General features: G+C 70.5%; 17 protein-coding genes. 11 read left to right on the forward strand and 6 right to left on the reverse strand.

Going from position 1 to position 20,139, the window contains the following annotated elements; genetic code table 11:
- Positions 1-4 precede the first annotated feature (4 nt).
- Together preA and NYO99_RS09210 are read right to left on the reverse strand one after the other, a co-directional pair.
- Entirely contained in the window at positions 5-1,312 is a 1,308-nt protein-coding gene (gene preA / locus NYO99_RS09205; protein ID WP_268166882.1) for an NAD-dependent dihydropyrimidine dehydrogenase subunit PreA, read from the reverse strand.
- Complete coding sequence (locus NYO99_RS09210; protein ID WP_268166883.1) at positions 1,305-2,678, reverse strand: NAD(P)-dependent oxidoreductase; 1,374 nt, start codon at positions 2,676-2,678, stop codon at positions 1,305-1,307. The genes preA and NYO99_RS09210 overlap by 8 nt, the downstream gene beginning before the upstream one ends.
- Positions 2,679-2,785: 107 nt before the next feature.
- Here NYO99_RS09210 and NYO99_RS09215 point away from each other — a divergent pair, with 107 nt between their 5' ends.
- Positions 2,786-3,424 (forward strand): TetR family transcriptional regulator C-terminal domain-containing protein, encoded by a 639-nt coding sequence (locus tag NYO99_RS09215; protein WP_268166884.1) that lies wholly within the window; start codon positions 2,786-2,788, stop codon positions 3,422-3,424.
- On the opposite strand, the gene arfB is transcribed toward NYO99_RS09215, so the two are convergent.
- Positions 3,425-3,832 carry an alternative ribosome rescue aminoacyl-tRNA hydrolase ArfB gene (gene arfB / locus NYO99_RS09220; protein WP_268166885.1) on the reverse strand — a complete coding sequence of 136 codons (408 nt, stop codon included), beginning with the start codon at positions 3,830-3,832 and terminating at the stop codon, positions 3,425-3,427. It lies immediately after the preceding gene.
- Positions 3,825-4,925 carry an alanine racemase gene (gene alr / locus NYO99_RS09225; protein WP_268166886.1) on the reverse strand — a complete coding sequence of 367 codons (1,101 nt, stop codon included), beginning with the start codon at positions 4,923-4,925 and terminating at the stop codon, positions 3,825-3,827. The genes arfB and alr overlap by 8 nt, the downstream gene beginning before the upstream one ends.
- 206 nt (positions 4,926-5,131) lie before the next feature.
- On the opposite strand from alr, the gene lplT reads away from it, so the two are divergent.
- Positions 5,132-6,424 (forward strand): lysophospholipid transporter LplT, encoded by a 1,293-nt coding sequence (gene lplT / locus NYO99_RS09230; protein ID WP_268166887.1) that lies wholly within the window; start codon positions 5,132-5,134, stop codon positions 6,422-6,424.
- A gap of 13 nt (positions 6,425-6,437) precedes the next feature.
- On the opposite strand, the gene NYO99_RS09235 is transcribed toward lplT, so the two are convergent.
- Positions 6,438-7,403 carry a hypothetical protein gene (locus tag NYO99_RS09235; protein ID WP_268166888.1) on the reverse strand — a complete coding sequence of 322 codons (966 nt, stop codon included), beginning with the start codon at positions 7,401-7,403 and terminating at the stop codon, positions 6,438-6,440.
- Between the two features lie 191 nt (positions 7,404-7,594).
- On the opposite strand from NYO99_RS09235, the gene NYO99_RS09240 reads away from it, so the two are divergent.
- Together NYO99_RS09240 and NYO99_RS09245 are read left to right on the forward strand one after the other, a co-directional pair.
- Complete coding sequence (locus tag NYO99_RS09240; RefSeq protein ID WP_268166889.1) at positions 7,595-8,083, forward strand: glutathione peroxidase; 489 nt, start codon at positions 7,595-7,597, stop codon at positions 8,081-8,083.
- Between the two features lie 35 nt (positions 8,084-8,118).
- Entirely contained in the window at positions 8,119-8,418 is a 300-nt protein-coding gene (locus tag NYO99_RS09245; RefSeq protein ID WP_268166890.1) for a hypothetical protein, read from the forward strand.
- Between the two features lie 532 nt (positions 8,419-8,950).
- On the opposite strand, the gene NYO99_RS09250 is transcribed toward NYO99_RS09245, so the two are convergent.
- The gene (locus NYO99_RS09250) at positions 8,951-9,697 is read right to left on the reverse strand and encodes a Crp/Fnr family transcriptional regulator (protein ID WP_268166891.1); all 747 of its coding nucleotides are present in this window, start codon (positions 9,695-9,697) and stop codon (positions 8,951-8,953) included.
- A gap of 57 nt (positions 9,698-9,754) precedes the next feature.
- On the opposite strand from NYO99_RS09250, the gene NYO99_RS09255 reads away from it, so the two are divergent.
- The 7 genes from NYO99_RS09255 (at position 9,755) to dacB (ending at position 20,135) form a co-directional block, all read left to right on the forward strand.
- The gene (locus NYO99_RS09255) at positions 9,755-10,852 is read left to right on the forward strand and encodes a DUF2332 domain-containing protein (protein WP_268166892.1); all 1,098 of its coding nucleotides are present in this window, start codon (positions 9,755-9,757) and stop codon (positions 10,850-10,852) included.
- A 29-nt stretch (positions 10,853-10,881) separates the two neighbouring features.
- Positions 10,882-12,075 carry an amino acid aminotransferase gene (locus NYO99_RS09260; RefSeq protein ID WP_268166893.1) on the forward strand — a complete coding sequence of 398 codons (1,194 nt, stop codon included), beginning with the start codon at positions 10,882-10,884 and terminating at the stop codon, positions 12,073-12,075.
- A 247-nt stretch (positions 12,076-12,322) separates the two neighbouring features.
- A complete protein-coding gene (locus tag NYO99_RS09265) occupies positions 12,323-13,564 on the forward strand; it encodes a D-amino acid dehydrogenase (RefSeq protein WP_326494827.1) in 1,242 nt (413 codons plus the stop codon).
- Positions 13,561-14,667, forward strand: coding sequence for a serine hydrolase (locus tag NYO99_RS09270; protein ID WP_268166895.1), 1,107 nt, complete (start codon positions 13,561-13,563; stop codon positions 14,665-14,667). The genes NYO99_RS09265 and NYO99_RS09270 overlap by 4 nt, the downstream gene beginning before the upstream one ends.
- A 154-nt stretch (positions 14,668-14,821) precedes the next feature.
- Positions 14,822-17,746, forward strand: a complete 2,925-nt coding sequence (locus tag NYO99_RS09275; RefSeq protein WP_268166896.1) for a TonB-dependent receptor domain-containing protein — start codon at positions 14,822-14,824, stop codon at positions 17,744-17,746.
- A 65-nt stretch (positions 17,747-17,811) separates the two neighbouring features.
- Positions 17,812-18,711, forward strand: a complete 900-nt coding sequence (locus NYO99_RS09280; protein ID WP_268166897.1) for an ornithine cyclodeaminase family protein — start codon at positions 17,812-17,814, stop codon at positions 18,709-18,711.
- Positions 18,711-20,135 carry a D-alanyl-D-alanine carboxypeptidase/D-alanyl-D-alanine endopeptidase gene (gene dacB / locus NYO99_RS09285; protein ID WP_268166898.1) on the forward strand — a complete coding sequence of 475 codons (1,425 nt, stop codon included), beginning with the start codon at positions 18,711-18,713 and terminating at the stop codon, positions 20,133-20,135. Before NYO99_RS09280 ends, dacB begins: the two co-directional genes overlap by 1 nt.
- The last annotated feature ends 4 nt before the right edge of the window (positions 20,136-20,139 follow it).

A 20,139-nucleotide genomic window follows, 5' to 3' on the forward strand; every position in this document is an offset into this window, starting at 1 on the left:
TGTGTCACGCGCAGCCGCTGCGCATGGGGTTGTTGGGATGCGTGGTCCAGTTGGCGTAGCTGCCGTCAATGACGCGGCCGGTACGCGCATCCGTCTCGCCGGGCTGGAGCGCGCGCATCGTGATGGTGCCAGGGACGGGGCAGATGGACACGCACAGGTTGCAACCCACGCATTCGGCCTCGTTGACGTGGAAGTGGCGCTGGCCGTCCTTGGTGGCCCAGATGGCCTGGTGCGAGGTGTCCTCGCAGACGACGTGGCAACGGCCGCACTGGATGCAGCTGTCCTGGTTGATGACGGCCTTGTCGACGTGGTTGAGGTTGAGCTGGTTCCAGTTCTTGACCGTGGGCACGGCGCGGCCGCGGAAGTCGTCCAGCGACGTGTAGCCCTTTTCGTCCATGAAATTGGACAGGCCCGAGCACAGGTCCTGCACGATCTTGAAGCCGTAGACCATGGCCGCCGTGCAGACCTGCACGGTGCCGCAGCCCATGGCGATGAACTCGGCCGCGTCGCGCCAGGTGGTGACGCCGCCGATGCCGCTCAGCGGCAGGCCGGCCGTGGCCGCGTCGCGCGCGATCTCGGCCACCATGTTCAGCGCGATGGGCTTGACGGCCGGGCCGCAGTAGCCGCCGTGCGAGCCCAGGCCGTCGGTGGACGGGCTCATGATCATGCGGTCCAGGTCCACGCCCATCACGGAGTTGATGGTGTTGATGAGGCTGACCGCATCGGCGCCGCCGGCCTTGGCCGCACGCGCCGGGATGCGCACGTCGGTGATGTTGGGCGTGAGCTTCACGATCACCGGCAGCTTGGTGTGCGTCTTGCACCACTCGGTGATCTGCTGGATGTACTCGGGCACTTGCCCCACGGCCGAGCCCATGCCGCGCTCGCTCATGCCGTGCGGGCAGCCGAAGTTCAGCTCCACGCCGTCGGCGCCGGTGTCTGCCACGCGGGAGAGGATGTTGCGCCAGGCCAGCTCGTTGACCGGCACCATCAGGCTCACCACCATCGCCCGGTCCGGGAAGTCGCGCTTCACGCGGGCGATCTCGTCGAGGTTGGTCTGCAGCGGCCGGTCGCTGATGAGCTCGATGTTGTTGAAGCCGATGACGCGGCGGTCCTGGCTCCACAGCGTCGCGTAGCGCGGGCCGTTGACGTTGACGACAGGCGGGTCCTCGCCCAGCGTCTTCCAGACGACGCCGCCCCAGCCGGCCTCGAAGGCGCGGCGCACGTTGATCTCCTTGTCGGTCGGCGGCGCGGACGCGAGCCAGAACGGGTTGGGGCTCTTGATGCCGAGGAAGTTGGTGCTCAGGTCAGCCATGGGCGGCCTCCTTGTCGAGATGGCGGACGGTGGCCAGGCCCAGCGCCTGATCGATGCTCGCGGCGGCGCGCTTGCCGTGCTCCACGGCTTCCACCGTGAGGTCGCGGCCACCCGCGCGGCAGTCGCCGCCGGCCCACACGCGGGGCAGGCTGGTGCGGCCGTCGGCATCGGTCTTGAGGCGGCCACCCTGCAGCTCGAGGGCTGCGCCGACGGGCTGGGCGTCAAAGGTCTGGCCGATGGCGCGAAGCACCAGGTCGGCCTCGATGACGAACTGTTCGCCGGTGTCGATGAGCTTGCCGCCTTCCAGCCGGGTGGCTGCAAAGCGCATGCCGCGCAGCACACCGCCTTCGGCCAGCACGGCCAGTGGACGCGCCCAGCAGCGGATCGTCACGCCATTCGTCTGCGCCCAGTGCTGCTCGTGCGTGGAGGCCGACAGGCTCTCGGGCCCGCGGCGGTAGACCATCGTCACGGCCTCGGCACCCAGCAGCTTGCTCTGCACGGCCGCGTCCACGGCCGTCATGCCGCCGCCGATGACGAGCACCTTGCGACCCACCGGCACCTGGGCCGGGTCGCACTGGCGCAGCTCGGCGATGAAGTCGACCGCGTCGCGCAGGCCGGGCAACTCGGGCTCGGCAATACCCAGCGCATTCACGCCCTGCAGGCCCAGGCCGAGAAAGACGGCGTCGTACTCGGCCAGCAGGCCGTCCAGCGTGATGTCGCGGCCCAATCGACAGTTCAGCCGCGGCGTGATGCCGCCGATGGACAGCAGCCAGTCAATCTCGCGCTGCGCAAACCCACCGGCGACCTTGTAGGTCGCGAGGCCGTATTCGTTGAGGCCGCCCAGCTTTGGTGCGGCGTCGAACAGCACGACGTCGTGTCCGCGCCACGCCAGGCCATGCGCGGCAGCCAGCCCGGCCGGACCCGCACCGACCACGGCGACCCGTTTGCCGGTCGGCTGGCCGCGCTCGAACAACGGGCGGGCTTTGGGAGTGGCGAAGTGAGCCTCAACCGCGAAGCGCTGCAGCAGGCCGATCTCGACCGGCTTGCTCTCGTTCGTGTTGCGCACGCAGGCCTGCTCGCACAGCACCTCGGTCGGGCAGACGCGGGCGCATAGGCCGCCCAGCGGGTTGGCCGTCAGGATGGCCTCGGCCGCGCCGCGCACGTTGTCCTGCGCAATGCGCTGGATGAAGGTGGGCACGTCGATGCCCGTGGGGCAGGCCGTCTGGCACGGAGCGTCGAAGCAGTAGTAGCAGCGCTCCGCCTCGATGAGGGCCTGGGTGCGGTTCAGCGGCGCATGGGCATCGCCAAAGCGGCTCGCATAGTCGTCAGCGGCCAGTCGGCCGGGCTTCAGATCGGCAGGGTCCACGGGCTTCTCCCGAGTGGAAAACGGCCAAACATTACTAGCCCGTAAAAATTGACGTAGACGTAAAAACCCGCAGCAAGCGCTTGGTGCGTAACGTCAGAATCCGGTGCATGACCGTGACTGCTCCCGCGACCCGCACGCCGCGCGCCGCCACCTTGCGCAAGCAGGAGGCCATCCTCGCCGAGGCCGAGCGCCAGTTCGCCCGCTTCGGCTTCGAAGGCGTCAGCCTCGACAGCATCGCCGCGGCGCTGGACCTCTCGCGCCAGAACCTGCTCTATCACTGGCCCAGCAAGGAGGACCTGTACCGCGCCGTGCTGGACAGCGTCATGGGCGAGTGGATGGCCAGCATGTCAGCGATTGCCCAGGCTGACGAGCCTGAGGCGGCCATCCAGTCCTATGTGTCGGTCAAGCTGCGCTTCAGCCGCGAGCGCGCCAGCGGCAATGCGGTGTTCACCCGCGAGATCATGGCCGGTGCGCCGCGCTACCGGGATGTGCTGAAAGCCCAGGTCATGCCGCTGCTGCACGCCGACGTGGAGCGCTTCGAGCACTGGGCCGACCAGGGGCTGATCCGCCGCCTGGACTTCACGCACCTGATGTTCCTGATCTGGTCGTCCACGCAGGCCTATGCCGACCTGGGGCCGCAGTACTCGCTCTACATGGGCAAGCCGGCGCTGGACGAGGAAGACTTCGAGCGCGCCCGCCGGCTGCTGACCGACATCATCTGGCGCAGCCTGCAGATCACGCCGTGATCAGTCGGCGTCGCGCCGGCGCCCCGCCTTGACCTCGCTGCGCCGGGCCTTGCCCTGCAGCCGGCGTTGCTGCGAGCCGTAGGTCGGTTTGGTGGCGCGCCGCGCCTTGGGCACATGGGCGGCCGCCCGCACCAGCTCGATGAGGCGGGCCACCGCGTCGGCGCGGTTGAGGGCCAGGCTGCGGGACTCCTGGGCCTTGATGACGACGACGCCGGCTGACGTGATGCGCTGGTCCGCCCAGCCGAGCAGCCGCGCCTTCACGCCGTCCGGCAGGCTGGAGGCGCGGATGTCGAAGCGCAGGTGGACGGCGTTTGAAACCTTGTTGACGTTCTGGCCGCCGGGGCCGCTGGCACGGATGGCGTCGAACTCAAGTTCGCCGGGTTGCGGCGACCAGCGGAACTCAGGCACTGCGGATGGGCACGCGTGGGGCCACGGCGCACATCAACTCGTAGCCGATGGTGCCGGCGGCCTGGGCCACCTCGTCGATCGGCAGCCGCGCGCCGTGCGGGCCCTCGCCCCAGAGCGTCACCTCGCTGCCCCAGCCGCTGGCCGGCAGGTCGGTCAGGTCCACCGCCAGCATGTCCATGGACACGCGGCCGATGGTGCGGCTGCGCCGGCCGTCCACCAGCACCGGCGTGCCGGTGGGCGCGTGGCGCGGGTAGCCGTCGGCATAGCCGCAGGCCACGATGCCGATGCGCATGGGCTGCTCGGCCGTGAAGGCGCTGCCGTAGCCCACCGTGTCGCCCGCCTGCAACTGCTGCACGCCGATGATCTTGGAGCGCAGCGTCATGGCCGGGCGCAGATCCCAGTGGGCGGCGTCGTGCTCGGGGAAGTCCGGCACGCCGCCGTAGACCATGATGCCGGCGCGCACCCAGTCGTGGGCCGTGCGGCCGGCGTGGCGCAGCGTGGCCGCGCTGTTGGCAATCGTGCGCTCGCCGGCCAGGCCGTCGGTGGCCGTGTCGTAGGCGGCCAGCTGGTGGGCGATGCCGTCATGACCTTGCCGCAAGCTGTCGGCGTCAGAGAAATGCGTCATCAGCCCGATCTCGTCCACCTGCGGCAGCGCGTCCAGCCGCGCGTAGGCAGCGCGGAAGGCGGCCGGCGGGAAGCCCAGCCGGTTCATGCCCGAGTTCAGCTTCAGGAACACGCGGTGCGGCTCGTGCGTCTTGTGCATGGCCAGCCAGTCGATCTGCTGCTCGCAGTGCACGGCGTGCCAGAGCTTGAGGCGCGAGCACAGCTCCAGGTCGCGCGGCTCGAACACGCCTTCCAGCAGCAGGATGGGGCCGCGCCAGTCCAGCGCGCGCAGGCGTTCGGCCTCGGCCAGATCCAGCAGCGCGAAGCCGTCGGCGGCGCGCAGGCCCTCGAAGGCGCGCTCGATGCCGTGACCATAGGCATTGGCCTTCACGACGGCCCAGACCCGGGCGTTCGGCGCCTGCGCGCGGGCGCGGGCGAGGTTGTGGGCGAGGGCGTCGGTGTGGACCAGGGCTTCGATGGGACGTGGCATGTCGGTGAACGCTGGGCTGCGCGGTGTGCGCGGGTGCCCTCATGGGGCGGCGGCGGTCGGCAGCGTCGGGGGGCATCAGGGATGCGCGATTCTGCGCCGGCCGGCTTGCAGGAAGGCGGCGCAGGCCGCGTGCTATAAACCCGCGCCGCCCGTTGGTCGGCCAAGCTACAAGCATCCGAGACAGTCCTGATCGCGCCCGACGACCGATGAAACGCGGCTTCTACACCATCATGTCGGCGCAGTTCTTCAGCTCCCTGGCTGACAACGCGCTGTTCGTTGCCGCCGTCGAGCTGCTGCGTTCCTCCGGGTCGCCTGAGTGGCAGCGCGCTGCGCTGGTGCCCATGTTTGCGCTGTTCTACGTCGTGCTGGCGCCCTTCGTGGGCGCGTTTGCCGACTCGGTGCCCAAGGGCAAGGTGATGTTCTATTCGAACAGCATCAAGGTCGTGGGCTGCCTGATGATGCTGTTCGGCACCCACCCGCTGATGGCCTACGCCATCGTTGGCCTGGGCGCGGCGGCCTATTCGCCGGCCAAGTACGGCATCCTCACCGAGCTGTTGCCGCCGTCGCAGCTGGTCAAGGCCAACGGCTGGATCGAAGGCCTGACCATCGCCTCCATCATCCTGGGCGTGCTGCTGGGCGGCCAGTTGATCGGCGACCGCATCGCCGGCACGCTGCTGGGTTTTGACCTGCCTTTCATCGACACCGGCATCGACACCGGCCCCGAGGCCGCCATCGCCAGCCTGGTGTCGCTCTACATCGTGGCCGCGCTGTTCAATCTGCGCATCCCGCGCACCGAGGCGCCACTGCAGCCGCTGACGCTCAGCCCCGTGGACCTGGTGCGCGACTTCTCGGCCTGCAACAGCCGCCTGTGGCAGGACAAGCTGGGCCAGATCTCGCTGGCCACGACGACGCTGTTCTGGGGGGTCAGCGGCAACCTGCGCTACATCGTGCTGGCCTGGGCGGCGGCAGCGCTGGGCTACGGCACGCAGCAGGCCTCGTCGCTGGTGGGGGTGGTGGCCGTGGGCACGGCAGCGGGCGCCGTCGTCGCGTCGCTGTACTGCCGGCTGGACCGCGCCACCTCGGTCATCCCACTGGGCATCGCGATGGGCCTGCTGGTGATCTTCATGAACTTCATCAGCAACGTCTGGGTGGCCGCGCCCTTCCTGATCATGCTGGGGGCGATCGGCGGCTACCTCGTCGTGCCGATGAACGCACTGCTGCAGCACCGTGGCCACAACCTGATGGGGGCCGGCCGCAGCATCGCGGTGCAGAACTTCAACGAGCAGGCCTGCATCCTGGGCCTGGGCGCCTTCTACACGGCCATGACGCGCTTCGGCCTGTCGGCCTTTGGCGCCATCACCATCTTCGGCATCGTCGTGGCCGGCACCATGTGGATCATCAAGCGCTGGCACCAGCGCAACCTCGTCCAGCACAAGGACGAGGTCGAGCACCTGCTGGACCTCGCCCGCAGCGACCACGTCACGTCGGTGGATCGCTAGGCGGCAGTCGGGCTTACTTGGCGCGGCTCTTGCGGCCGGGGCCGGAGGTGGGCTGCAGCAGGTGCTTGCCTTCCAGCACCATCTCGATGTGTTCGCTCCACGCGCGGGCGATCTTGAAGCAGCCGCTGTGGTTGAGGTGGATCTCGTTGTGCCAGTCACCACTGATGCCGGTGGAGCCCGGCGCAGCCAGCGCCAGCGGCACGGTGGTCGAGTCGAACACGAACAGGCCTGGGAAGCCTTCCTTGTCGGCCGCCATGCCCTTGAGCAACTGCGCCAGGTGGAAGACCATCAGCCGGCTCACCGCCGCCCAGTCAGCCGCCGGCACGCCGTAGGCCTTCATGGCCGGGTACAGCCAGGGGCCGCTGGCGGCGCCCAGGTCGTCATTGCTCTCGGCGCCCGCCGGGCGGGGCATGGGCACGGCATAGCAGTGCATGAAGACCGGCTTGCCGGCCGAGGGCCCCTGATCGCGCAGGCTCAGCAGGTGCTTGACGTTGGCGCGCAGGTACTCGGCATAGGTCGCCCAGCCGGGCTCCGAGAAGTAGCGCGCCACGCCGGCCGACGGCGGGCCCCATTCGGTCTGGCGGCGCATCAGCCGCAGCTCGAGCGGGATGGGCGCGCCGGCCGCGTCGTGCGCGGGCGTCCGGGCAGCGGCGATCAGGTCGTTGCCGCCCACCGACAGCAGCACGCCGTCCCAGGCCGGGGCTTCGGGGCCGGCCAGCAGGTGCACGAAGTCGGGGCTGGACTCCAGGTCCACCATGTGCGCGAGCGCATTGCCGGTGCCGGCGCAGTTCACCGTCATCGCCGTTCCGCGGAACACCAGTTCCTGCAGCAGGTTGGCGTGCGCATTGAGCTTGGCGCGTGAGTTTGAGAACCACGAGTCGCCCTGGGCCAACAGCTTCCAGCGGTAGGCGCCGAAGTCGGGTGGGGTTCGTCCAGCCAGGTCGGCCGGGGTGAAGCAGGCCAGGTGATCCATGAACATGGGCAGGTTCCGGGGCAGGTTGTGGGCCGGTGCCACCCCAGAGGGCAGCTCCGAAGTTCGCGCGATTGGAAGGCCAGCGACGCAGCGGCCGCCATGCTACAAACCCTCACGCGTGGCGGGCAGTAGCATGCGCGGCTTTTCGCAGGGCCACTGCCGGCCCGCGGCGACGCGTGCAGCGCAAGGGGGTACACATGACCGACAGCGTTTTCGGCTTCCAGGCCGTCTCCATCACCGGTGAGCCGGTCGACCTCGCCGCCCAGCGCGGCAAGGTGCTGCTCATCGTCAACACCGCCAGCGAATGCGGCTTCACGCCGCAGTTCAAGGGCCTGGAGAAGCTGTGGCAGGACTACGGCCCGCAGGGCCTGGTCATTCTCGGCTTCCCCAGCAACGAGTTTGGCGGCCAGGACCCCGGCAGCAACGACCAGATCGCGAGCTTTTGTGAGCTCAATTACGGCGTCAGCTTCCCCATGATGGCCAAGATCAAGGTCAACGGCAGCGAGGCCCACCCGCTGTGGAAGTTCCTGAAGAGCGAGAAGCCGGGCTTCCTGGGCACCGAGGCCATCAAGTGGAACTTCACCAAGTTCCTCGTCGGACGCGACGGGCAGGTGATTAAGCGCTTTGCGCCCAATGACGCGCCCGACAAGCTGCGCGCCGACATCGAGGCCGCGCTCAAGGCCTGACCCCAGAAGCGGGCGTCTTTTGCCCACAACACCTGATGCCTCACGCGGATGGTCTTGACGAACTCTCCGCCGCGTTGCGGGCGGGTGAAGTGGTGCATGTGTTGCATCACGACTGCATCCACCTGCCGCTGCGCGACGACGCGGGCCACCTGGAGGTCAAGGTGTGGGCCGGGCATCCGCCCTCGGTGTCGCTCACGGTTCGCGGCCAGTGGATGGATCTGGGCGAGATCGAGGAGGACCTCGCCACGCACGCTCAGGCCATCGCGCAACGTTTGACGCTGCAGCTGAGGCAGCGTGGTGTCGAGCCGGTGAACCGAGGAGGCGGTGCTGCGTGAGGTGCAGCATGGCCATCGAACGGATTCCCATGCTCAGCAACGCCTTGTGGCGATTTGGCCGTGCTGGGTGGGGCAGCGGTCGGTGGCGCGCTGCGGCAATGCTGTCGCCATCCATCAATCGTTGAGCAGCAAGTGCAAATCTTGCTGGGCTGCGCTGGGCACCGTGAGCCTACCCGGTGGCCGCGGTTTGCGTTGGTGGCTGGAGATTGGTCTTCGCGTGAGTCCTCGCCGGGAGTTCGCCCCGGCGGGCGACCTACTTTCTTGTGCGCACAAGAAAGTAGGCAAAGAAAGCGCCCCCGATCCGCCCGCCCCTCGCGTTGCTCGGGGTTCCCTGCGGCACTCAGAACTTGAGGCCTCGCGCAGAACTCGCTTCGCTACGCTGCGCTCAGACAACTGCGCGAAGTCAGTCCACAAAGTGCGCTGCGCGCACGGCCTCAAGCCCTTCCGTTCCTCGGCGGGCTCAGAGGGGGGAAGCGGAATACCTCGGTGCGAATGGCTTGTGGGCTTGGCGGTTGGGGTGCGGGTTGTTCACTCACGCCGCTTCTAAACGCCGAGTAACGCAGGAGCCCCGGGGGCGCGATTCAAAGCCCATGAGGCCGCAGCCCCCATCCCTCCACCACCATTGCCCCCGCCCGCGCCGCACCTGCCCATCGGCTTCAGCCGCCGCCAGCAGTTCGTTGGCCGTCTGCCGTGACACATGGGCCAGCTGCGCCAGTTCCGACTGCGTGGCCTGCACCCGCACCCAGCCGTCGCCTGCCGGCACGCCGCGCTCGCCCGCCAGTTGCGCCAGCGCCAGCCGGAAGCGCTCGGGCGCCGCGAGGTGGCGGGCGGCCTGCAGCTGGCGCAGCGTGCCGTCATAGCGCTGCGCGAACTCGGCCATCAGCGCCCGCGCAAAGCCTGGCACCCCGTCCATCAGCAGCGTGTAGGCCTCGCGGCCGATGACGAACACCTCGCTCGCGCCACGTGCCACGGCCTCGTACTCGGCCGGCAGGCGCGCCGCGAAGGCAGCCAGGCCGAAGAAGCGCGGCGGGGCCACCTCGCCCAGCACCGAGATGCGGCCGTCCGCGCCGGTGAAGCGCGATTCGATGGCACCGGCTGCCACGGCGTAGAAGGCTGTGGGCCGCTGCCCCTGAACGAACAAGCTGCGGCCGTCGGCCAGCCGGCGCCGCGGCACCAGGGCGGGCAGCCGGGCGGCCACGGCGGCCGGCACCCGCAGGCCGGGGAAATTGGCCGTGATCAGCTGGACAACAGCGTCTTCCGGCTGGACGTCATCAGGCATGTCGGCATTGTCGGCTGGCCGACACGGGTGGGTGGCATGGCTGCCTATGCTGGGCGCATGGACTCACGACAAGACCTGCCCACGCTGCTACGCCGCTTCGGGTGCGAGGAATGCAGCCAGGAGCCGCTGTACATCGCGCTGTGCGAGCTCGCTGCTATCGACGAGTGCGCGCTGGCGCTGCTGGCCGAGGCGCCGCCCGAGCAGCGCAAGGCCAATCTGCTGCTGGCGGCGCTGCATGAGCGCGTGCTGGCCGGGGCGGCGCCCGAGCTGGCGGCCTACTTCCCGAGCGTCGGTGGCGAGCGGGCGCCCGATGCGGCGCTGGGCCCGGCCTTGCGGTCCTGCCTGGCGCGCGAGTGGTCTGCACTGGTGCAGCACCTGCGTCACGGCGCCACGCAGACCAACGAGATCGGCCGCTGCGCGGTGATCTGGCCGGCGCTCGGCGCCGCAGCGCAGGCGACCGGCGCGCGCCATCTCGCGCTGCTGGACTTCGGCTGCAGCGCGGGGCTCAACCTGGGCGTGGACCGCTATGGCTTGCGTTACCGCACGGACGACGGCGCCTGGCACGAGCGCGGCGGGGCGTCGGTGGCCATCGAGTCCCGCTGGCTGGGCGCCGTGCCGCCGCCGGCCGAGGCCGGTTGGCGCCTCACGCTGCGCCACGGGCTGGACCCGGCGCCCGTGGACGTGAGTGACCCGGCCCGGCTGCGCTGGCTGCAGGCCTGCCTGTGGCCGCACGATGCGCGCCGCCACGAGCGGCTGGCCGGCGCGGCCGCACAGCTGGCCAGCCTGCCCGTGACGCTGACGCAGGCGGAGGATTGCATCGCCGCCATCGAGCCCTGGCTGCGGGGGCTGCCGGCTGGCGTGCAGCCGGTGCTGCTGACGAGCTGGGTGCTGTACTACCTGAACGCGGCCGCGCTCGCGCGGCTGCGCGCCACCGTCGACCGGCTGGCGCTGAGCCACGGGCTGGCCTGGATCTGCGGTGACCTGCCGGCCCTGAGCGCGCCGGCCGAGGCGCTGCCGCCGGCGCCGGTGCTGCCCGCGGGCGAGGCGCCGTCGTCGCTGACGCTGTGGACGCTGCGGCATGCCCAGGCCGGCCGCGTCGCCGAGCGGGCGCTCGCCTGGAGCCACCCGCACGGGCGCTGGGTTTCTTGGCTCTGATAATCCGGCCTCCCCAAGGAGACCGACCCATGTTCCAGCACGTCGACGCCTATGCCGGCGACCCCATCCTGAGCCTCAACGAGGCCTTCCAGAAAGACCCCCGCGCCGGCAAGATCAACCTGTCCATCGGCATCTACTTCGACAACGACGGCCGCATCCCCATGCTGCCGTCGGTGCGCGCTGCCGAGCTGGCCGTGGTCGAGGCGGCCGGCGCCCGGCCGTACCTGCCCATGGAGGGCGCGGCCAACTTCCGCAGCGCCGTGCAGGGCCTGCTGTTCGGCGAGGGCCACCCGGCCATTGCGGCAGGCCGCATCGCCACGATCCAGGGCGTGGGCTCCAGCGGCGGCTTGAAGGTGGGCGCTGACCTGCTCAAGCGCTACTTCCCCGACAGCAAGATCTACCTGTCCGACCCGACCTGGGACAACCACCGCGCGGTGTTCGAGGGCTCGGGCCATGTCTGCGAGACCTATCCCTACTACGACCCTGCCACCGGCGGCCTGCGCTTCGACGCGCTGCTGGCCTTCTTCAAGACGCTGCCGGCGCGCAGCGTCGTGCTGATGCACGCCTGCTGCCACAACCCCACCGGCGTGGACCTGACGGCCGAGCAGTGGCGCGCGCTGGTGCCCGTGATCCGCGAGCGTGAGCTGCTGCCCTTCCTGGACCTGGCCTACCAGGGCTATGGTGACGGCATCGACGAAGACGCCTTCGCCGTGCGCCTGCTGGCCGACGAGGGCATCAGCTTCCTCATCGCCAACAGCTTCTCCAAGAGCATGAGCCTGTACGGCGAGCGCTGCGGCGCGCTGAGCGTGGTCTGCCCCGATGCGGACCAGGCTGCCCGCGTGCTGGGCCAGCTGAAGTTCATGATCCGCCGCAACTACTCCAACCCGCCGCTGCATGGCGGCCAGATCGTGGCCAAGGTGCTGGGCACGCCCGAACTGCGCGCGATGTGGGAGGCCGAGGTGGCCGAGATGCGGGGCCGCATCCAGGCCATGCGGCGCCAGCTGCACGACGTCATCGCCGCCAAGCTGCCGGGCCGGGACTTCAGCTACTTCCTGACCCAGCGCGGCATGTTCAGCTACACCGGGCTGAGCGCCGAGCAGGCCGAGCGGCTGAAGACCGAGTTCGGCGCCTACATCCTGCGTTCGGGCCGCATGTGCGTGGCGGGGCTGAACACCCGCAACGTCGAGGCCACCGCCGAGGCCATGGCTGCCGTGCTGGCTTGAGGCCGCTGACGTTCGGGCCGAGCGCCGGGCCGTCCCAAGCCGGCCCGGCCTGGCGATGTGCGAGCGGCTTGCCGCCGCGAGCATCGCCGCCCCCTCGGGGGGCCGACTGGCCTCGCCCGCGTTCAGCGGGGCGAGGCCGGGCGGGGGCACCTCATAACGCGGGGTGATGGCCGCCGCTGCCGGTTTCATTGGCAGCGGCTTCCCGGCGTCCTTACCCTGCCGGCCAGTTCAAGAGCCCAGGGTCAGGATGAAGCATTGCGTGGTGATCGGCGGCGGCGTGGTGGGGCTCACCACGGCCTGGGCCTTGCTGCAGCGCGGCCATGCGGTCACGCTGGTGGAGCAGGCGACCGATGTGGCCCAGGGCGCCAGCCGGGCCAACGGCGGCCAGCTGAGCTACCGCTACGTGTCGCCGCTGGCCGATGCCGGTGTGCCGCTGAAGGCGCTGCGCTGGCTGCTGGACCCGGATGGCCCGCTGCGCTTCAAGCCCGAGTTCGACCGCGCCCAGTGGTCGTGGCTGGCGGCCTTCCTGCGCAACTGCCGTGGCCCGGTGAACCGGCGCGCCACCGAGCGCCTGCTGGCGCTGGGCGCCTACAGCCAGGCCGCGTTCGCGCGGCTGCAGCAGCAGGCGCAGCTGGGCGAGGCCGTGGCGCTGCGCGCGCCGGGCAAGCTGGTGGTGTACCGCCAGCCGGCCGAGTTCGCCCGCGTCGCGGCGCGGGCACAGGGGGGGGCGGAGCAGGCGCTGTCGCACGACGACTGCGTGGCGCTGGAGCCGGCACTGGCCGACACCGAAGCCACGCTGGCCGGCGGCATCTTCACGCCCGGCGAGGCGGTGGCGGACTGCCACGCCTTCTGCCGCCAGCTGCATGAGCGCCTGGCCGCGCACGAGCACTTCCGCGGCCGGCTGGGCGCGCGGGTCGACAGCTTCCTGATGGACCGGGCCGGCGCCGTGTTCGGCGTGCGCACCCCGGCCGGCGACGTGACGGCCGACGCCGTCGTGCTGGCCGCCGGCCTGCACAGCCGCGCGCTGGCGGCCACCGTGGGTGTGCGGCTGCCGCTGTATCCGCTGAAGGGCTACAGCCTCACCGCGCCCATCGGGCCGGGCCACCGCGCGCCCGAGGTCAGCGTGACCGACTTCGAGAAGAAGATCCTCTACGCCCGCATCGGCAGCGATCTGCGTGTGGCCGCGATGGTGGACTTGGTGGGCGATGACGCCTCGCTGGACGCCGGCCGGCTGGCCTCGCTGCAGCGCTCGGTGCGCGCCACCTTCCCGCACGCGGCCGACTACGACCGCGCCACGCCCTGGGCCGGCCTGCGCCCGGCCACGCCCAGCGGCGCGCCCATCCTCGGCGCCAGCGGCGTTGCCGGCCTGTGGCTCAATGTGGGCCATGGTGCCTTGGGCTTCACGTTCTCGTTCGCGACGGCTGACATCGTCGCCGCGCTGGTGTCAGGTCATGCCAGCCCGCTGCCGCTGGACGGCCTCGCGCTGTGACGGCTGACGAGCTCGCCCAGGCCTTGTGCCGGGCCGTGCTGGCCCAGCGCTTCGAGCAGACGGCCGATGCGCTGCAGGGCGGTGCGCCGCTGGGCGTGATGCCCAGCATCGACCTGGCCGTCGTCGTGTTCGGCGACGCCGGGCCGGTGGCGGCCAATGTGCTGTTCTCGCGTGAACACCCGCAGGGGCTGGTGGCGCATGTCGACGGCGCGTTCGGTGCCGTGGCCAGCATCGCCTTCCATGCGGACGTGCGCGATGCGCAAGGCCGCTCGGTGGCCTGGCTGCCGGGGGCGGACTGGGGCCGCCTGCACTTCCCGCCCTGGTTCGGCGCCGGGCCGCGTTTCGTGTCGCCCTACCCGGCGTCGCTGCTGAAGCTGATGGTGGCCGTGGGCGTGGCGCGGCTGGTGGACCAGGGCCGCAGCGACTGGCTGCAGGTGCTGGCGTACGGCGGCCAGGCGCGCCCGGTGGCTGACTGGCTGCACGACATGATCACCATCAGCTGCAACGCGTCCACATCGGCGTTGGTGGCCCACCTGCACGCCTGCGGCGCCATCCGGCGCGACGGCGAACGCGAGCTGCACAACGAACTGCATGACCTGTTCGCCGCCCACGGCCTGCCAGGCCTGCGCATCGCCAACACGCGGCCCGACGGCGGCTGGGGCAACGATGCCGGGGCCGGCGTGGGCGAGATCCGCATGACGGCCTGGGACGCGCTGCGGCTGCTGTGGCGGCTGGACGCCGACGCGCCGCCGCCCGCCGGTGCGCCCGCGCTGCTGAGCGCCGCCAGCCGGGCCGTGCTGCGCCGCACGCTGGACGCGCAGCAGCTGCACCACATCCTGAACAGCGAATCCCTGCGCGCGCTGCCCGGCTGGCTGCCGGGCATCCCCACGCCGCCAGCGACCTTCGCGCACAAGACCGGCAACACGCAGAACTACAGCAGCGATGCCGGCATCGTGCACGACGGTGGGCTGCACTACCTGATCGCCGTCACCACCAGCCTGGGTTCGCGCTACGCACCGCACGCCGATGCCGCCACGACGTGGCGCTTGCCGGCGCTGGGGGGCGCGATTCATGCATGGTTGACGTGCCATCACCCGGCATGAAGCCGGGCCGAGCGCCTGGGCCATGCGCTCAGGTTATGCCCGGCGCGCAAAGCGTGATCGTCATGGATGCGACGACCCGGGCAGGCCCCTCTGTTCTCCAGGGCCGGCCTGCGGCCATCATGTCGTCAGCGTGTCACTTCACAGGAAAAAAAGCATGAAGCCCACCCGTATTGCCTGCGCCGCTGCGCTGTTGTGTCTCAGTGGTGCCGTGACGGCCCAAACCGGTGCGAATGCACCGAGCGAGCAGCAGAAGCTGCAGAAGGTCACCATCACCGGCTCCAGCATCAAGCGGCTGGCGGACGAGAAGGCCATGCCCATCGAGGTGATGACGGCCGCACAGATTCGCGAGCTGGGCGTCAGCAGCGCGGACCAGTTGGTGGACTTGCTGTCGGCCAACGTGGCGGGCAACACCAACCAGGTCACCAACAACGCGGTGTTCGGCACCGATGCCGACAAGACGCTGGGCGGCGCCAACTTCGCCAACCTGCGCGGCCTGGGCCCGACCGGCACGCTGGTGCTGCTGAACGGCCGCCGCGTGTCCACGCATGGCATGAGCGGTGGCTCGGTGGACCTGAACGCCATCCCGATGGACGCCATCGAGCGCATCGAGGTGCTGAAGGACGGTGCCTCGGCCGTGTACGGCACCGATGCCGTCGGCGGCGTGATGAACTTCATCACCCGCAGCGACTACCAGGGCTTGTCGGTCCGCGGCAGCTATTCGACGCCGCAGGCCGCCGGTGGCGGCCAGACCCGCCGCATCTCGGCGAGCGGGGGCGTGGGCAGCCTGGTGCGCGACGGCTACAACCTGATGGCCACGGTCACCTTCGACAACAACGAGATCCTGCGCGGCACCGACCGCCCGTGGGCGACCGGCTACCAGCCCGATCAATACCTGACCCCGGACTCGACCAGCGCCATTCACGCCAACATGATCGCCGGCAGCTCCTCGACGACGTCGGCGGTCTACAACACGGCGATCCCGGCGACCGGCACCACGGTGGGCAGCAGCGGTGACACCACCCGCTACACCAACCTCAACCTGCTGGCCATCCAGGGCCGCTGCCAGGACATCCCCAACCAGGTGCCGCTGGCGCCCAACATCCAGATCTGGGATCTGTTCGGCTACACCAAGGCCAATTCGCAGTACCGCTGCACACGCGACTACGGCCGCAACTACATGCTGCGCTCGCCGCAGGAGGCGACGAACGCGCTGGTCAAGGGCACCTTCAACATCAACGACAAGCACCAGGCCTCGCTGGAGCTCATCGCGTCGGACGTGACGAACCGCGGCGAGTACTCGCCGCTGCAGGTGAGTTCCGGCAACACGACCGCCACGGTCAATGGCGTGACCACGGTCTCCAACACCCACCTGCAGACCACCAGCCCCCACTACCTGAACATGCGCACCCTGGTGGGCGCCGCGCAGTTCGACCCGACCAAGCCCATCGCCTACCGCGTCAACTTCCTGAACGACCTGGGCTTCCGCATCCGCGAGAACAACACCAAGAACCTGCGCGCCCAGGCCTCGCTCGAAGGCACGATCGCTGGCTTCGACTACAGCGTCAGCGCGGGCTACGGCGAATCCAAGAGCTCGGCCACGCTGATCAGCGGCTTTGCCAACACGCGCAAGCTCGTCAATCTGCTGGCCTCCGGCAAGTACAACCCCTTCATCATGCCGGGGCAGACGCAGTCCGCCGAGGTGGTTGCCGCCTTCGAAGACATGCAGATGCGCGGCAAGATCTACGACGGCAAGACCAGCGTCAAGCAGTTCGACGCCACGCTGTCGGGCTCGTTGGGCAAGTTCATGGCCGGCGACATCCTGTTCGCCACCGGCGTGAATGCCCGGCAGGAGACCTACGAGTTCTCGGGGTCGCAGAACTTCCTGTGCGTAGACAGCATCACGGCGGCCACGCTGGCCACGTATGACAACGCCGCACTGACCTACGGCTGCCCGGGCAACACCTCGTCGCCCACGCTGTCGCGCGACATCGCCGCCGTGTTCGGTGAGCTGGTGGTGCAACCGCTGAAGAGCCTGGAAGTCACGCTGCAGGTGCGGCACGACCAATACCAACAGATCGGCGGCACGACCAACCCCAAGGTCGGCATCAAGTTCACGCCCTTCGACAGCCTGCTGCTGCGCGCCTCGGCCAACACCGGCTTCCGTGCGCCCACGGCCCAGCAGGTGCGCCAGGGGGTGGTGGTGTCGGCCATGACTGGCCAGTTCCGCGACCCGGTGCTGTGCGCCGACGTCAACGCGCCCAAGGACGCAACCCAGTGCGCGCGCCTGAGCACGCCGTACGCGACCGGCGGCAACCCGGACCTCAAGCCCGAGACCTCCAAGCAGTTCTCCGTCGGCATGGTGTTCGCGCCCATCAAGGACTTCCAGGCCTACGCCGACTACTGGCAGGTCGAGCTGGATGATCGCATCCGTGCGCTGAGCATCACGGAGATGGTGTCCAACTACGAGCTGTTCAAGGACAACTTCGTGCGCGACCCGGCCACGGGCATCGTGCGCTACATCCAGGCCGGCTGGGTCAACGCTGCCGGCAGCGAGACCAAGGGCCTGGATTTCGGCATCAAGCACCAGATGACGGCATTGGGCGGCACGATCTCCAGCTCGTTCAGCGGCACCAAGATGATCAGCCACAAGGAACGCGCCCTCGAGACCGCGCCCATGCGGGAGTACGTCGGCAAGTGGTCCAACACGACGCTGTACCTGCCCTGGCGCCTGAACGCCAGCGTCAGCTACCGCACGGGCGCGTGGGGGATGACGCTGTCCGGCCTGTACCGCGACAGCTACGAAGACCAGAACCGCGGCCCGACGGCCCAGGGCGGCGCCAACTACACGACGGCCCAGCCGTACACGCGCACGGTGAGGTCCTACTCGACCTTCAACCTGGTGGGCAGCTTCTCGGGCATCAAGAACGTGACGCTGAGCGGCAGCATCCTCAACGTGGCCAACCGCAAGCCGCCGTTCACCTGGCACAACGTGGACAGCGCCTCGGGCGCAGGCTGGGACCCGCGCGTTGCCGACCCGCGTGGCCGCACGTTCATGTTCTCGGCCGGCTGGAAGCTCTAAGCTCGCCGGCATCGTGCGAGCGAGGCCCCTGCGGGGGCCTCTTTCACTTGTCAACCGGAGTTCCCGTGCACCTCATCACCGAAGCCCAGGTCGCCGCCGCGCTCGACGCCGAGACCGCGCGCCACGCCCTGCGCGCCGCCTTTGCCCAGCATGGCCGTGGCCAGGCCCAGGTGCTGGCCCGCCACCGTGCCACCAGTGCCGTGGACGGCGCCGCGCTGGCCATCAGCGCGATGGGCGCCATCCTGCAGGCCGACGGCGATCTGCCCGCCGTGCTGGGCACCAAGGTCTACTCGGCCCGCAACGGGCGCTATCACTTCCTGGTCAGCCTGTTCTCGGCCGACACCGGCGCGCCGCTGGCGACGCTGGAGGCCAACGAGTTCACGCGGCTGCGCACGGCCGCCGCCACCGCAGTGGCGACCGAGCTGCTGGCCCGGCCCGAGGCGCGCACGCTGGCCGTCTTCGGCGCGGGCATCCAGGCGCGCGCGCATCTGGAGGCGCTCCTGCCGCTGCGCCGCTTCGAGCGCGTGCTGGTCTGCGCGCGCTCGGGCGCCGAGGCGCTGGCCGCCGCGTTCGGCGGCGAGGCCGTCGATGCCGCCACGGCAGCGGCCGAGGGTGACGTGATCGTCACCGCCACGCGCTCGCCCACGCCGCTGTTCGATGGCGCGCGGGTGCGGCCGGGCGCCTTCGTCGCGGCCGTGGGCTCCAGCACGCGCGCCGCGCGCGAACTGGACGACACGCTGCTGGCCCGCGCCGCGACCATCGCCGTCGAATGGCGCACGGCCGCCGAGCTGGAGGCTGGCGACCTGGTCCACTGCCCGCCCGAGCGCTGGGTGGAGCTGGGCGAGCTGGTGGCCCGCCCGCGCCCGCGCGCGGTGCAGGACATCGCCGTCTACAAGAGCGTGGGCATCGGCCTGGAAGACGTGGCGCTTGCCCGTGTCGTGGCGCGTCGCCTGGGGGCGTGCTGATGCGTGCGCTGTGGTGGCTGGCGGGTGCGCTGCTGCTGAGTGGCTGCGCGACGACGACCGTGCCCGACCCCGTGCAGGCCGTGCTCGCGCGCCAGCGCCTGCCGGCCGACAGCGTGGGCTACCTGCTGCAGCCGCTGGACGGCTCGCGCCCCGCACTGGCGCGCCGCGCCGACGACCCGATGTCGCCCGGCTCGACGATGAAGCTGGTCAGCGCCATCGTCGCGCTGGACCGGCTGGGCCTGAACCACCGCGGCCGCACGGAGCTGCTGGCGGCGGCGCCGCCGGTGGGCGGCGTGATCGAGGGCTCACTCATCCTGCGGGGCGGCGCCGATCCCGACCTCGACTGGCCCGCGCTGTGGTGGCTGCTGCGCCAGCTGCGCGAGAGCGGCGTGCACGACATCCGCGGCGGTCTTGTCATCGACCGCACGCTGTTCCGCCCGGCGCGGCCGGACCTGGGCCAGCCGCCGTTCGACGAGTCGCCCGAGTTTCCCTACAACGTCATCCCCGACGCGCTGCACTTCAACGGCAGCCTGCTGGACTACGAGCTGCAGGCCTCCCCGGCGGGTGTCGCGGCGCGCAGCCTGCCGGCGCTGCCGGGGCTGGTGGTGGACGCCAGCGCCATGACGCTGGCCGCCGGCCGCGCCTGCAAGGACTGGGATGACGGCTGGCAGCCCGCGCAGGCCCGGCCCGACGGCGACGGCCGCATCGTGCTGCGGCTGCAGGGCGAGTTCCCGGCGGGCTGCCGCCAGCGCGCCAGCCTGCAGCTGCTGGACCGTCAGTGGCTGGTGGCGCAGGCCGTGCGCCAGCTGTGGGCGGAGCTGGGCGGCACGCTGGGCCCGGGTGATGCCGAGGCCGCCGCGCCGGCCGGCGCCGTGGTACTGGCCACGCACCGCGGGCGGCCGCTGGCCGAGGTGATGCGCGGCGTCATGAAGAGCAGCGACAACGCGCTGAGCCGCCTGATCTATCTGCAGCTGGGCGCGCAGGCCGCGCGTGAGGGCGAGCCCACGCTGGCAGCGGCCGATCGCGTCGTGCGCGACTGGTTCCGCGAGCGCGGCGTGGAGGTGCAGGGGCTGGTGATGGACAACGGCTCCGGCCTGTCGCGCCACGAGCGCATCAGCCCGGCGCAGCTGGCGCGGGTGCTGCGCGTGGCCCAAGCCGGCCGGCTCGCGCCGGACCTGCTGGCCACGCTGCCGATTGCCGGCGAGGACGGCACGCTGTCGCGCCGGCTGCGCGACGGCCCGGCCACCGGGCTGGCGCGGCTCAAGACCGGCACGCTGCGCGACGCCGTCGGCCTGGCGGGCTTTGTGCCGGATGCGTCGGGCAGGCCCTGGGTGTTCGTGGCCTTCGTCAACCACCCCGACGCGGCGGCCCAGGGGCGCCCGGTGCTGGACGCGTTGGTGAACTGGGTGGCCAGCCAGCGCTGAGCCG

Origin of the sequence: Roseateles hydrophilus, from assembly GCF_026712245.1 — a bacterium.
Taxonomy (GTDB): Bacteria; Pseudomonadota; Gammaproteobacteria; order Burkholderiales; family Burkholderiaceae_C; genus Pelomonas; species Pelomonas hydrophilus.